We start from the raw sequence: 12,836 nt of genomic DNA, 5'->3' as shown, positions 1-12,836 counted from the left end.
GTAGAACCAATTAATTATTTTGGCAATGTATGGGTAATATAAAGTATGGGCAATGTAAAATAAAGTTAAACATTACGCTTAAAAAAATAGGAATAAAGCATGATTAAAGCAATATTGGAAAAAAGTTATGGCATATTAAATTCAACAAAAAAGTTGGATTTTCTTGCGCCATTATTATTGCGTTTGTATTTGGTGCCTATTTTTTGGATGGCGGGTACCACTAAAATAGAGGGTTTTGATAATATTGTGCAATGGTTTGGTAATGACGATTGGGGCTTAGGTTTACCCTTTCCTTATATTATGGCCATTTTAGCCGTAGGTGCTGAAGTTATTGGTGCTATTGCCTTATTACTTGGCTTAGGCGTGCGCCTAATGGCTGTGCCTTTGATGTTTACTATGTTGATAGCGATGACATCTGTGCACGGACAATATGGCTGGCAAGCGATTGCAGATGCTAATGCACCATTTGCTAACGAGCGAGTAGAGGCAAGCGTTGAGAAAAAAGAAATGATTGTTTCTATTTTGCAAGAACAGGGTAACTACGAGTGGCTTACCCGCAGCGGTAATATTACTATTTTAAATAACGGCATTGAGTTCGCAGCGACTTATTTTATTATGCTATTGGCACTATTTTTTATCGGTGGCGGGCGCTATGTCAGCCTTGATTACTGGTTTAAACGAAAAGTATTACCAAACGCATAAATAACTTACAAAGATAGCAATATAATGAATCAAGATACCAAAAATTAAATTTTAAGGTGCAGCAGTTGCCCTAGCTGTTGCAGTTTTAATGGGCTGTTCAGCGGTATCAGTTAAAACATCAAATAAAACAGCAGTAGCAAATAATACTGTTGAAATGGCACATTGTTGCGCTGTCAAATCAGTGTAATGGGCATAATGACTGCATTACGTCTGAAAATGCCTGTAAAGGTCAAGCCGCTTGCAAAGGTGATAACTTTGCAAGCTTATGTGACAAGCTTCTCGCCCAAAACCCTAGGACGATGCAGTCAATTAGCCTTGAATTATTTACTCTCATGGTTAGATGCAGGCATACTCGCTAGCCGATAATGTGATACTTAGGATGTAGTGCTTTTAGAGTGTTGAGATAAGTTTCCTACCTCTTTTTACAATTTAACAACAAAGTAAGTATTGCTACCCTTCTCAAATAAGACTACTTTTACTTGCAACTAAAAGAGTTAATAACCTTCATAAACTCGTTCATATATAATGAGATAAATATATAGTGAGACAAATACCCCTAGTAAGTAAATGTTATGGAAATAAATTAACTCTTATGATCAATTCCCTTCCTAAGCGTAGTGTTGTCAGTTTTGTTGTCAGCATTATTATCACAACTTTATCTGGCTGTGCATCATTTGAGCTCACTGATCTTTTTCAGGGCTATAACAGCCAAATGAAGCCCGTGAAAGCGGCCCAACGCCAAGGTGAATTTGTTAAAGCGCAAAACCTACTAGGTGAACGTGCTCAAGGTAATAACAGTTACGTCTTAAATTTACTTGAAAGAGGGCGCTTAGAATTTTTAGCCGCCGATTGGCAAGCTAGCCAAAAAAGTTTTGCTCAAGCCTATGTTGAGATTGAAGAACAGGGTAACAAGGCAAAAATTCAAATCAGTAAAGGTTTTGAAAATTTAAGCGCAGTCGTCAGTAACGACAATGCGACTTCTTATCAAGTGCCTTATTATGAACAAAGTATGCTGCATAGTTATCAGGCGCTAAATTACTTATTTCAACATGATTTAGTTGGCGCGTTAGTTGAAGTACGTCGGGCAAATTTAGTGCAAGAGAAGGCACTTAAAGCTTATAAAAACGAAGTTTATCAAGCGCAAAATGAGCTTAATAACTCAGGCATGACCTCAGATAGCCTTTATAGTGGTTATCCAAGTATGGCAAGTGCGATTGGTAAAGTGAAAAATGGTTTTCAAAATGCCTTTACCTTTTATCTTTCTGGCATCTTGTATGAAGCCAGTGGCGAGCTAAATGACGCTTACATAGATTATAAGCGTGCCATAGAAATATACCCAGAGAACTATTATTTGCAACAAGATGTTTTACGCTTAGCCGCTAAATTAGGTATGCAAGACGACTTAGCGAGCTTGCAACAACGCTTTGGAAAATATCAAGCACAAACGTCAAAAGAGCAAGGGCAAGTCGTTGTGTTTATTGAGCAAGATATTGTCAATAGTAAGCAAGATCTTGGCTTAAATCTGCCAGTAGGTCGAAGTAACAGCGGCTTAAAGTTTTTCAGTTTTTCTTTACCTGTGTATCAAGAGACTTTACCAAAGCACAGTAAAATTACCTTTAAAAGCCTAGACCAAAGCTATTTGTCGAATGAAATTGTGCGTATTCAATCGTTAGCTGCGAAAGACTTACAAGATCAATTACCCACACTGCTGACCCGGCAAGTCGTTCGCGTTGTTGCGAAAGAACAAATGCGACAAAAGTTGAGTCGAGAGGCAGGCGATGTCGGTAATATTTTAGCCAGTATTTACAATATTGCCACCGAAAGAGCCGATACTCGAAGTTGGTCAACCTTGCCCGATCAAGTGGATATTGTGCGGATGAATTTACCCGCTGGTAAGCAAGTATTACAAGTGCAGCTAAATGGACAACAAAAAAACATTGAAGTTGACGTGCAGCCAAATAGAATCACCTTAATTAATTTTTCTGCTATCGCTAGCTATACTGGTTATCAAGCGATAAATTTATAAATAACGTATGCCTTAGGAGGGAGTATGTTCAATAGCAAAAATATGACCAGCATGGGCCAAAATATTACCGGCTGTTTAACAGTGATATTAGTGAGCGTTTTTATTACCGCTGGCTGTGCGAATAACAAGCCCCCTGTGACCTCTGGCACAGGCACCAGTGCCATGACCCAAGGTGATGACTTTAGTAAACACCTTGAAGTGCAAAACGCTGATTTAGCGAAAAAACTCGTGATTAGCGACGTTAAATCGCGCAAAAAGAATGGCTTATTACAAGTCAACTTAACACTGACTAGCCGTTATGAAAAATCACAAAAATTACAATATCATTTCAATTGGTTTGACGAAGCAGGCTTTGTTATTGAAGCCGGAAAAACACCCTGGATACCATTGGAATTACACGGAAAACAATCCACCACTTTACCCGGATTAGCGCCGAATATTAATGTTAGTACATTTAATGTTTATGTTCGTGCAATCCCTGAAAAAGCATATAAATATTAATCGTTAAGGAATAGCATTATGAATAAATTAGCACTGGTAACAACACTCGGCTTAACCCTAGTATTCGCCGCGGGTTGTGCTAATAAAGCCGTGGTTCGCTATGGCGATGCCACCGCGGTAGAAACTACCGATATTAACTTTGGTTCAACCGACTTACAAAAGGTTGCTGCCCAAATGACCGACTCGTTATTATTGTCACCAGTGGTGGGCACATTAACGCAAAATAGCCGTCCAGTAATGTTTGTTGAACGCTTAAAAAATAAAACCAGTGAGCATATTGATACCGAGTCAATCACCGACTCTATTGCTACTAAGCTTTTACGCTCTGGCAAGTTCCGTTTTGTAGATATGGGTCGAGTAGAAGCGGCACGTGAGCAATTAAACTTTCAACATGACGGCGGCATGGTTGACCCAAACACCGCGTCACAGTTTGGCCGTCAAATTGGCGCGCAATATATGTTATACGGTAACTTATCGAGTATCGTTAAAAGCAACCAAGATAAGTCTGATGTTTATTATAAATTCACTTTACGTTTAATGGATCTTGAAAGTGGCTTAGTTGAATGGGCCGATGAAACGGAAATTCGTAAAACGAAAGCTAAAGAATCAGTGGGTTGGTAAGCGCTAAAGTGAGATAGTTTTAGAGACCTTGAGCGTGCTGCTTAAAAAATAGATAGTGTGGTAAAAAGCAGCACGATTATAGACGTTATACTTCAAGTGCTATTTATCACATGCTATTTATTACACTATATTTAATACCCTCTATTTATTAAATAAAGGAGAGCAAAATGAAAACAATCACGCTAGCGTTAATTTTCTGGTTGGCATTGATCCCTTTCGCTAATGCTGATTATGAGCGCAATAAAGCTGTGCCGGTTGAAAAAGTTTTATTTGGTCAGGTATTATCGGTACGAAATATTACCGAGCAGGAGTTGATTCAAGATAAAAACCAAGGCTGGAAAACTTTTGGTGGTGCGTTAATTGGTGGTGCAATAGGCAATCAATTTGGTAGCGGTAGTGGCCGCGGCGTAGCAACAATATTAGGCGCTATTATTGGTGGTTCAATCAGTCATGATAGAAACCCTAAATATCAAGAAAAAACCCTACTTTTAGTTGAGCTAATGATCAAAGTTAATAACGGTGATGAATACATGGTGATACAAGACCTAGACCATCGTATGCTATTTCAGTCAAAAGACGCGATTCGCATGATTTATCTCGCCAATGGCACAGTACGTATTGATAAACAAATGTAAGCTGGCTGGTTAAGCGGGTACAAAGCTTTAAATCAAAACCTAGATGTAATGCTAAGCTTCGGCTTATTAGTACGAATGTGAGGTAAATACTTACAGCACTACAACTGCTGTAAAGTAATCGAGATAAATACATTTATATATCAATAAGTGAGCTAGGAAAGGCTAGTTGACTTAATATCAGGGGCTAAAATGAGTGAGGAATGAGCATTTGCCAGTAGCATTAATTTTTTAACTCATTTAGCTGCGCTTCAAACCCAGAGATCATTTTTAGCCGTAAGGTCACCACCCGTATCGCCGGTATTAACAATACCTTTGGGTTCCACAATCATAATTTTACACTCGCTGCTAGCAGAGGGTTTATGCTCTAAACCTTTTGGAATAACAAACATTTCACCTGACTCTAGCGAAACTATACCATCACGAAATTCAATAGTAAGGCAGCCTTCAATAACAATAAACACTTCGTCAGTTTCCGGGTGATCGTGCCAAACAAATTCACCTGCTACTTTAACTAATTTAAATTGGTATTCATTCATTTCAGCAATGATACGAGGTGACCAATGCTCTGAGAATTTTGTGAATTTTTCGTTGAAATTAATAGCTGAAAATTTCATATTGACTCCATGGTTGCTCGTGCAGCTAACCATATATTATGTTGTAAACGTTTGACTAACTTTTATTTATTTGAGTAGTTAACAACTGACTTGAAATTTATTTTATGTTACCTCTTTCGTTGTTATATTTAATTTTTATTTTTACCTGTACTTGTACCTGTACCACATTATTTCGACCTTGTTAGAGCTGTCTCTTTGGATAAATTGAACACTGCTAATGCACACTTATGCTACAAACCCGATCTAAATATTCGCTAGGATTCATTCAGGTTTACGTTCACTTATGATACGAGAGCTGACGTTTCATTAATTCGTTTTTATGACTTTTCTGTGCGCGAATAATACATAAAACCTTCTCTAATATAAAGGTCAGCTTTCCGATCATACAGCTGACATTAATTTAATTATTCTCTGGGGCTAAAGTTGCCATCGTCAGTTTAATTTAGTAATATTAGGGAATCATCTGTTATGGAAAGTAGCTTTATTACAGAGATGCAAAGGATTATAATATATACCAATGGGACGGTAGCCTTATTTTTGAATAACTACGATACTTAAACATATTGTGGTTGGAGATATGGCTTGCCCTTAGGAATATACTAGTTTAACCGCTGGGCAAGTCTGAATTAATGGAATTCACATGATTAAGACTAGCGTATACAATTTAGCAATAGGAATGCACGTTTCAAAATTAGATCGTGTTTGGATGTCCACTTCCTTTTTTCGTCGTTCATTTTTGATCAAGAATGAAAATCAACTTAAGCGACTCAAAGCAGAGTGTGAATTTGTTTTTATCGACCCCGATAAAAGTAAAAATACTTTACTTTCTCCCATAGAGAAAACTACCACAACTGAAGCGATAGAATCCGCAAGTATAGAAGTCAGCAAAACAAAAAATCTATTAATCAAATTCTTTGTGCAACTCCAGCAAGGGGTAAACCTAGATACAAAATCATTAATACCTTCAATAAGTTCCCTAACCAATGACGTTTTTAATAATACAGAAACATACCTGTATTTAGCCAAGCTTAAAGAAAAAGATAACTCTTTGTCTGAAAAATCAATCAAGGTATTTATTTTTTACCTAGCGTTCGCTAAACATATAGGCATAAAAAAAGATAAGTTATTTGAAATTGGGACTGCGGCTATATTACACGACATAGGAATGCTCTCTGTGCCCGAAGGACTGCTAAGATCTGCTTTTATCAATAAAGATGAACGTAAATATATCCAAAATCACACTAATGTAGGAGTAGAGATACTCTCTAAAGAAAACGTCTTTTCTAAGCTCACTCTCAGAACTATAAAACACCATCATGAAAATATAGATGGCTCCGGATATCCAGATGGTCTCAAAGGGCGCGATATAAGCTTATATGCACGCATGCTTAATATCATATGTATGTATGAAGCGATTACGCGAGACCGTGTTTATAAAAAAGGTATTTTTCCGATCGAAGCGGTCAGAACTTTAGTATGTAATGTAAATTCAAAAATTGATACCCGATTAACATTCAAGTTCATTGAAATGTTAGGTGTATACCCTCTAGGCTCGATCGTATCTATTAAGGAGAGTGGTGAACTAGTACAGATTATTTCTTTTGACAATAATAAAGTTTTTAGAGCGATCCCCAGCGAAGCTATAAACAAAAAACAACAATTTGATAAGCTGTTAACAATCCACTCATGTGATGTTCATCAAATAATTAATGTTAACTCATGCTTTGTAGAAGAGCTAATCTGCAAGCAAGACAAAGTACATGCTTTTCTCGCAGGCTAAACTACAGTATTAGACAGCATTCTGCCTGGAGATTTCTCGGTACCAATTTCTTAAGACCTAAACAAATACTTACTATTGTCGAAGTTGTGACCATTGATGTCAGTCCGAAAGCAAGTAGAGCCATTCATATTTTTTAACAACCCAACGAACGAGGAAAGTTATGACGTATATTAACGAACAAATAGTTGAATCGGTTGCCAGTGGTTTTCATATACCTGCAAAACCAGAATTATTAATGCTATTGCAGGCCATTGGACAAGCTAATTCAGCCAATGTGAAAGCAGAAGCATTAATTATTGAAAAAGACGTAGGTCTAGCCTCTTCGATTCTAAAAACCGTGAACTCTCCTTTATTTGGATTAAACGCAAAGATTAGAAATATTCAACAGGGGGTCTGTTTTTTAGATGCATAAAAATTTAATTTACGAGCAACACGGAATATGTAGCTCTAATCATCAAACAGAGGAGGGAGTATTATGTATTCCTACGTAGCAAGACAGCCTATTTTAGATAGGAATCAAAACATTTATGCGTACGAATTATTGTTTCGAGATGGTAAAGATAACTGCTTTCCCAATGTCAGCTCAGAGCTGGCTACGGCTAGCATACTAACGAATAACCACCTAACTCTAGGTTTGGAGCAAGTCACAGGTAATTTACCAGCCTTTATTAATTTTAATGAATCTCTGTTATTAAAGCATTTTCCTAGCTTTATTGAGCCATCTAAAATTGTCATAGAAATTCTAGAGGATGTCCCCCCTAGCGAAGAAGTGTTTCAAGTATGTAAACAACTTAAGAACAAAGGATACAAACTGGCGTTAGATGATTATAACTTAGACCCTAAATGGTTTAAATTTTTCTCTTATATCGACATCATCAAGATAGATATACTAGATGTTCCTCATGCGAAAATCATTAATTTTGTACTACAAGTTAGAGAGTTAAATGTGCTTTTGTTAGCAGAAAAAGTTGAGAGTTCCAAGCAATTCGAACAACTCAAAGCTTTAGGCTTCTCCTTATTCCAAGGCTACTTCTTTTCCAAGCCCCAAATTATTAAACAAAAGCGCATTTCCACTACTAAACAAGGTCTCCTCCAACTGTTTAGCCATTCATTGAATTCATCCTTAGATTTTGATGCAATTAGTCATATCTTTAGTGCAGATCCGGGATTAACGTACAAATTGCTCCGCTTTATTAATAGTTCAGCCTGGAATAGACAGAAAGAGATCACCTCGTTAAAGCATGCATTGACATACATTGGAGAGCTTGAACTTAAAAAGTTTATTGCTCTCGTAACTTTAGCAGATTTAAATCAGGATAAGCCGAGCGAAATAATAAAAACATCACTAATAAGAGCAAAATTTTGTGAAAAAATTTCACGCCTAAGACGAGAACCAGATAATCCACCAAAGGCTTTCCTGACCGGCATGCTTTCTCTGATTGATACCATTTTAGATCAGGACATATCTACTGTATTAGCTATTTTACCCGTTGATACTGAAATAGAATCCGCATTAGTTAAAGGTGATAACTATTTGGCAAACTATCTCACATTGGCTAAATACCTAGAGCAAGCACAATGGCAGGAAAGCAATAAATTAATAGCACAATTAAATATTGAGACGAGCTTGTGTCTGGAAGCCCATCAAGAAGCAATTGCCTGGTCAGATGTAATGTTAGATAACTCGTAATGAAATCGAGTCACTCTTAAAAAGCTATTAAGTCTTTCTATTGGTGTCACCAATAGAAAGCAACTAAACCAACAGGAAAGATAACTCTGACATCAAAAGGTAATTATTTTCTGCGCAACACCGCGCACAGGATCGCCGTCGTCAATTAGTAGTAAATCCTTCACAGGGCAAATTTATGAGTCGCTGACTACTATTATTGATTGGTACATGGCGAATGAAAGGAAAAACCGCAGAAGATCCACAATTATTAACTATGCAATTATTAACTGTATTAACTATCAACTATATCAACTATGCCACCCATGATAATTCTACGCAATAATAATGCTCTGAAACACTGCTATCCATTGGTCAACAACAATGCCTGTACTTCATATGCTAAGCCTTTGCATATCGATTTTTATATATTTTGATTAAATGAGTGAATGTCAGGCAAGCGGTACTTGCTACCCCAAAGGTAGCCGTGTTTTTCTTGCTGTCTTAGCATGTAGTTAAGTTTAAGCGCTATTCAAACAAGCTTGAGCATTGGCTTTACCGTGTGCTCGCTTTAAACCCACGTGTTCAGTAAATTCACACAAATGCCTTGCGGTGCCCACCGCGCCAGTGAATATACCTTCAAAGTTTGTGGTGAGTTTGAGCCAACTTTCATCGCTGATGTGAAGTCTTGACAGTATCTGTGCGGTTTTAGCATCGATAGCGCCTCGTTTGTCTTCTCTTATTACGCGACCTGTTTCATCTACTAGGGTTAAATAATCCTTCAAGCTAAAGCTGATACCTGAGGTTTTCTCTTGATGTTCATGGCCAGTAAAAGGTAATAACGTTGTCGGTTGCTCTCCCATCATAGCTGCTTTGATACGAAGTTGAATACTGGTAAAACTCGATTGTTCCGGTGTTGGAGCAATACCTGCACGGACAGGATTTAAATCTACATAAGCCATACAAGCGAGTAATGCACCTTCATCGAGCAGGGCTTGTGATGTAAAGCGTCCTGCCCAAAAGTGCCCTGTGCATTTATCTTCTTTATTGGCTTGTCGAGCAATAGGCTCGTTTAATGCCCGCATAAACCAACTGATATCGATTAAGCGCTGTTTATAGACCTGTGCTGTTTCTTCAACCATTTCCATTTCGAATGTAGTTAATGATTGCTCTCGCTGATATTGATGGGTCAAAAGGGTGCCTTTAAACAACTTATGCCAACGGGAAAGTACATCTAGCGTAGTCCAGTTATTAACTTGTTCACTATCAACATGAAGGACTAAATGTAAGTGATTATTCATGACAGCGTGAGCACAAATATCAATAGCAAACACCTGGGATAATTGAAAAATACGCTGTTCAATCCAACTACGCCTATGCTCATAGCTAACACCCGTTGCTTTATCAACACCACATAAAAAGGCTTTGCGGACGGTTCGACTACAAATATGATAATACGGCGTATCAGATAAACTAATTTGTTGTGAACGAGGCTTAGGCATAACAATCACCACACTTAAAAAGGGTAAATTAAGTGTAGTTTATTGTTTAAAAAATAAACAAGTTATTATGGGTGGCTTAATTAGTCGTCTTATTAAGTGATTTCAGTGCCCTGAACCTTCTGTAGTGATGCTGACGTATATATATCCATCATTTGGTGACTCTGCATTCCCTACAATTGTTGTTGCTCGCCACTGTGTAATCAGGAATATAAATACTGCCAAAGGCTTAAGGGATGGTAGCGGATTAATGTTTTTTTTAATCCATTCTCTCTGGTCGATATCAGGTTCTTGACCCGTGTATTTCTCAAACTGGCTTACAGCGTGAACAAGTTCTCTATTTTCCTCAATGTTCAACTCAAACAAAATATTTCCGTGCTTGAGAAATAAACTTTTATAGCCGGCATTAGCTACTTTGATGTCAGAGTGCTTTATTATGAGTGGATCGACCATATTATTTACTTAACGCCCAATTAATGTGCAATAAAGTAGTTGGCTAAAATTAGCGACAAAGGAGCAAAAGCCAACTGTTTTTTGTCCCTGTTGAATTTCTTATATTTTCATAATTCATACACTAAATTAAAATTTACTAAAATTTACTTTAGGCAGTCTTTCAAAACCAGGTTTTGCAAACAGATAACCTTGCATTAATTCAACACCAAAATCTCGCAAGCAGATGAATTCTTCCTTAGTCTCAACACCCTCAGCTAGTGGAGTAATATTTAAATCACGAAAAATATTTAAACAGTTTTTTACTATTGATTGGCGAACATGATCTGTATCAATATTGCGAATAAGATCCATATCAAACTTTACAATATTGGTTTGGAAGTCAGTTAATAATCCCAATCCCGCGTAACCAGAGCCAAAATCATCAATTGCAGTCTTAAATCCCAATTTATTATAATATTCAACTATTTTTTTAACGAACTTACTATCTTCTATTTTTTCAACTTCTGTAAACTCAAACATTATTCTTTCAGCTGGAAAATTGTATTTCTTGGCCGCATCTAATGTCGTACGAATACAACGCTCGGGTTTGTAAATAGCATTTGGAAGAAAGTTAATGCTAAGCATAGATTCAATTTTTAATTCGGATGCTAAAGCTATTGCCTTAACTCGACAAAGCTGGTCAAATAAATAACGATTATCATCGTTTACTTTAGATATTATTGAAAATGCTGATTCATTATTTAAACCACGAACCAATGCTTCATACCCATAAACTTGATTAGTCTTACAGTTGATAATTGGCTGAAAAGCCATTGTAAAATCGAAGTCAAGACTACTTTTATTAGAACAATTATCACATGAAAACCTGTCATAAATCATAGGTTCTTCTTTCATTTCTACATCCTTAATAAATATAACGCTAAGTTAATCGGAAAATATAACAGCTTATTATGTATACGTCTCAGTATCACACGCACCATAATTAACATTAATATCCCATATTTTCAAAGCATTAGAAACTAGTAATGCTCAATCACATGTATATTAGGGCGTATTACTAATACCTCTCAGTAATCAATATGAACAAAAAATACATTAAATACATTAAATTCAAATGGTAAGTGGCTTTACTTAGTGTTTATTATAATAAATGGTGTGTTACTAAGACATCTTAGTAACACACCTCTAAAAATCATACAGACTTCCATATGAAAGGGTATTACATCGTTTACGCTAGTAGTTAATTCATTAGAAAATATATGGCAATATTTTTAGCTGGAATGTCAGGAATGCGCACAAAGTGATCTTATTTAATAGTGGTAAACCTGATGTTATTCAGAGGTCACAGTAGATGTCATTAGGAGGCAGTGTTGGATGCTAATGACTGGCAGTTCTAATGTAATTGTCCAATAAGTTCTCATAGCTTGCTCTTTAGAATAAGTCGCTATTGTTGAATATATCTTTAGAGCGCTGGCAATGGTCTTTAGCTTTATCTATTTCCCTCATGAAAAAAGTAGATCATTTACTTAGTCAAATGGGTATAAAAATAATTTTTGATATGTTTTATTAAAAAAGTGTAATTAATAAAAACTTAAATGGGTTTTCAACCGTATAATAAATAACACCTCATTAAATAATAAGTTTTTATGTTTTCAATATTTAAGTCAGACCCATTAAAAAAATTAAACAAACGTTATGAAGCTAAACTTGAAGAAGCTATGCATTTACAAAGAAAAGGTGATATCAAAGGCTACTCAATGGTTACTGCTGAAGCTGAAAAAATAGCCGTTGAAATAAAAGCGTTAGAAAGTACCACAAAATCCTAACCAGACGGCAACAAATTGGTCTACTTTGTCATCTAACATAGCACAGGTGTCTTTTAGCATAGCAGGGCTAGCACATAGCATCACGCGGTTAAACTCAGGATCAAGTTCAGGTATGCCAATATCAAGAAAGAGCTTGCCTGTTTTTATTAAATATGTAATGCGTCCTTCATTTTTATAGCTCTCACGAGTCACACTGGGATAGTAGATTAGCTGTTCAGTGATCATGTCACCAAGATATTCATGATTAGGCGGATCTGTGGTTATTATTTTGTGATAAGCCAATTCATTCACGTACCTTACGTCATGAAATAAAATCACTTTGTCAAAACGCTGATAAGTTTCTGGAGCTTTGATAGCACTTAAGAAGGGCGCCAAGCCTTTTCCTGTGCCGACTAAGAGTAGGTTTCGTCCACCTCGTCAATCATCTATAACCAATGTTTCGAGTATTTTCTTGTGCTAAGCCAATGATGATATATTCACCATTCCTAAAGCTGAGTCCTTGACTACGTGTGG

At 36.7% G+C, this 12,836-nt stretch carries 14 protein-coding genes; 9 read left to right on the top strand and 5 right to left on the bottom strand.

The window, feature by feature from the left end; translation table 11 throughout:
• Nucleotides 1–99 precede the first annotated feature (99 nt).
• The 5 genes from H4J54_RS01470 to H4J54_RS01450 all read left to right on the top strand — a co-directional run bounded on the left by H4J54_RS01470 (nucleotide 100) and on the right by H4J54_RS01450 (nucleotide 4,485).
• Nucleotides 100–702: a DoxX family protein gene (locus H4J54_RS01470; RefSeq protein WP_182189050.1), complete on the top strand. Its 603-nt coding sequence runs from the start codon at nucleotides 100–102 to the stop codon at nucleotides 700–702.
• Between the two features lie 592 nt (nucleotides 703–1,294).
• Nucleotides 1,295–2,728: a COG3014 family protein gene (locus tag H4J54_RS01465; protein ID WP_182189049.1), complete on the top strand. Its 1,434-nt coding sequence runs from the start codon at nucleotides 1,295–1,297 to the stop codon at nucleotides 2,726–2,728.
• A 24-nt stretch (nucleotides 2,729–2,752) separates the two neighbouring features.
• Nucleotides 2,753–3,229 (top strand): YcfL family protein, encoded by a 477-nt coding sequence (locus H4J54_RS01460; RefSeq protein ID WP_259367107.1) that lies wholly within the window; start codon nucleotides 2,753–2,755, stop codon nucleotides 3,227–3,229.
• 18 nt (nucleotides 3,230–3,247) lie between these two features.
• Nucleotides 3,248–3,850: a penicillin-binding protein activator LpoB gene (gene lpoB, locus H4J54_RS01455; RefSeq protein WP_182189048.1), complete on the top strand. Its 603-nt coding sequence runs from the start codon at nucleotides 3,248–3,250 to the stop codon at nucleotides 3,848–3,850.
• Between the two features lie 167 nt (nucleotides 3,851–4,017).
• Entirely contained in the window at nucleotides 4,018–4,485 is a 468-nt protein-coding gene (locus tag H4J54_RS01450) for a glycine zipper 2TM domain-containing protein (protein ID WP_182189047.1), read from the top strand.
• A 248-nt stretch (nucleotides 4,486–4,733) separates the two neighbouring features.
• On the opposite strand, the gene H4J54_RS01445 is transcribed toward H4J54_RS01450, so the two are convergent.
• On the bottom strand, nucleotides 4,734–5,099 hold the full coding sequence (locus H4J54_RS01445) for a cupin domain-containing protein (RefSeq protein WP_182189046.1): 366 nt from the start codon (nucleotides 5,097–5,099) through the stop codon (nucleotides 4,734–4,736).
• Nucleotides 5,100–5,739: 640 nt separating this feature from the next.
• Between H4J54_RS01445 and H4J54_RS01440 the strand changes: the two genes are divergently transcribed.
• The 3 genes from H4J54_RS01440 to H4J54_RS01430 all read left to right on the top strand — a co-directional run bounded on the left by H4J54_RS01440 (nucleotide 5,740) and on the right by H4J54_RS01430 (nucleotide 8,569).
• Complete coding sequence (locus tag H4J54_RS01440; protein ID WP_259367108.1) at nucleotides 5,740–6,879, top strand: HD-GYP domain-containing protein; 1,140 nt, start codon at nucleotides 5,740–5,742, stop codon at nucleotides 6,877–6,879.
• A 160-nt stretch (nucleotides 6,880–7,039) separates the two neighbouring features.
• Nucleotides 7,040–7,291, top strand: coding sequence for an HDOD domain-containing protein (locus tag H4J54_RS01435; RefSeq protein ID WP_182189044.1), 252 nt, complete (start codon nucleotides 7,040–7,042; stop codon nucleotides 7,289–7,291).
• 63 nt (nucleotides 7,292–7,354) lie between these two features.
• Nucleotides 7,355–8,569: an EAL and HDOD domain-containing protein gene (locus H4J54_RS01430; RefSeq protein WP_182189043.1), complete on the top strand. Its 1,215-nt coding sequence runs from the start codon at nucleotides 7,355–7,357 to the stop codon at nucleotides 8,567–8,569.
• 497 nt (nucleotides 8,570–9,066) lie between these two features.
• On the opposite strand, the gene H4J54_RS01425 is transcribed toward H4J54_RS01430, so the two are convergent.
• The 3 genes from H4J54_RS01425 to H4J54_RS01415 all read right to left on the bottom strand — a co-directional run bounded on the left by H4J54_RS01425 (nucleotide 9,067) and on the right by H4J54_RS01415 (nucleotide 11,391).
• Nucleotides 9,067–10,047 carry a transposase gene (locus H4J54_RS01425; protein ID WP_182189042.1) on the bottom strand — a complete coding sequence of 327 codons (981 nt, stop codon included), beginning with the start codon at nucleotides 10,045–10,047 and terminating at the stop codon, nucleotides 9,067–9,069.
• A gap of 102 nt (nucleotides 10,048–10,149) precedes the next feature.
• Nucleotides 10,150–10,497, bottom strand: a complete 348-nt coding sequence (locus H4J54_RS01420) for a hypothetical protein (RefSeq protein ID WP_182189041.1) — start codon at nucleotides 10,495–10,497, stop codon at nucleotides 10,150–10,152.
• 126 nt (nucleotides 10,498–10,623) lie between these two features.
• A complete protein-coding gene (locus H4J54_RS01415; RefSeq protein WP_182189040.1) occupies nucleotides 10,624–11,391 on the bottom strand; it encodes an EAL domain-containing protein in 768 nt (255 codons plus the stop codon).
• 752 nt (nucleotides 11,392–12,143) lie between these two features.
• Here H4J54_RS01415 and H4J54_RS01410 point away from each other — a divergent pair.
• Nucleotides 12,144–12,323 carry a DUF6435 family protein gene (locus H4J54_RS01410; protein WP_182189039.1) on the top strand — a complete coding sequence of 60 codons (180 nt, stop codon included), beginning with the start codon at nucleotides 12,144–12,146 and terminating at the stop codon, nucleotides 12,321–12,323.
• On the opposite strand, the gene H4J54_RS01405 is transcribed toward H4J54_RS01410, so the two are convergent.
• Entirely contained in the window at nucleotides 12,300–12,698 is a 399-nt protein-coding gene (locus tag H4J54_RS01405) for a hypothetical protein (protein ID WP_259366976.1), read from the bottom strand. The two genes, H4J54_RS01410 and H4J54_RS01405, sit on opposite strands and share 24 nt — an antisense overlap.
• Nucleotides 12,699–12,836: the final 138 nt, after the last annotated feature.

This window comes from Colwellia sp. MB3u-8 (assembly GCF_014076985.1).
In the GTDB taxonomy this organism is placed as follows: Bacteria; Pseudomonadota; Gammaproteobacteria; order Enterobacterales; family Alteromonadaceae; genus Cognaticolwellia.
Note: the sequence above shows the minus strand (reverse complement) of the source record. Positions and strands in the feature narration are given on the sequence as shown.

Bases quoted from the DNA above. Each gene is read 5' to 3' on its own strand.
- H4J54_RS01460 (WP_259367107.1), top strand. From the start codon at position 2,753: ATGTTCAATAGCAAAAATATGACCAGCATGGGCCAAAATATTACCGGC.
- H4J54_RS01445 (WP_182189046.1), bottom strand. From the start codon at position 5,099: ATGAAATTTTCAGCTATTAATTTCAACGAAAAATTCACAAAATTCTCA.
- H4J54_RS01435 (WP_182189044.1), top strand. From the start codon at position 7,040: ATGACGTATATTAACGAACAAATAGTTGAATCGGTTGCCAGTGGTTTT.
- H4J54_RS01415 (WP_182189040.1), bottom strand. From the start codon at position 11,391: ATGAAAGAAGAACCTATGATTTATGACAGGTTTTCATGTGATAATTGT.
- H4J54_RS01430 (WP_182189043.1), top strand. From the start codon at position 7,355: ATGTATTCCTACGTAGCAAGACAGCCTATTTTAGATAGGAATCAAAAC.
- H4J54_RS01450 (WP_182189047.1), top strand. From the start codon at position 4,018: ATGAAAACAATCACGCTAGCGTTAATTTTCTGGTTGGCATTGATCCCT.
- H4J54_RS01410 (WP_182189039.1), top strand. From the start codon at position 12,144: ATGTTTTCAATATTTAAGTCAGACCCATTAAAAAAATTAAACAAACGT.
- H4J54_RS01425 (WP_182189042.1), bottom strand. From the start codon at position 10,047: ATGCCTAAGCCTCGTTCACAACAAATTAGTTTATCTGATACGCCGTAT.
- H4J54_RS01465 (WP_182189049.1), top strand. From the start codon at position 1,295: ATGATCAATTCCCTTCCTAAGCGTAGTGTTGTCAGTTTTGTTGTCAGC.
- H4J54_RS01420 (WP_182189041.1), bottom strand. From the start codon at position 10,497: ATGGTCGATCCACTCATAATAAAGCACTCTGACATCAAAGTAGCTAAT.
- H4J54_RS01440 (WP_259367108.1), top strand. From the start codon at position 5,740: ATGATTAAGACTAGCGTATACAATTTAGCAATAGGAATGCACGTTTCA.
- lpoB (WP_182189048.1), top strand. From the start codon at position 3,248: ATGAATAAATTAGCACTGGTAACAACACTCGGCTTAACCCTAGTATTC.
- H4J54_RS01470 (WP_182189050.1), top strand. From the start codon at position 100: ATGATTAAAGCAATATTGGAAAAAAGTTATGGCATATTAAATTCAACA.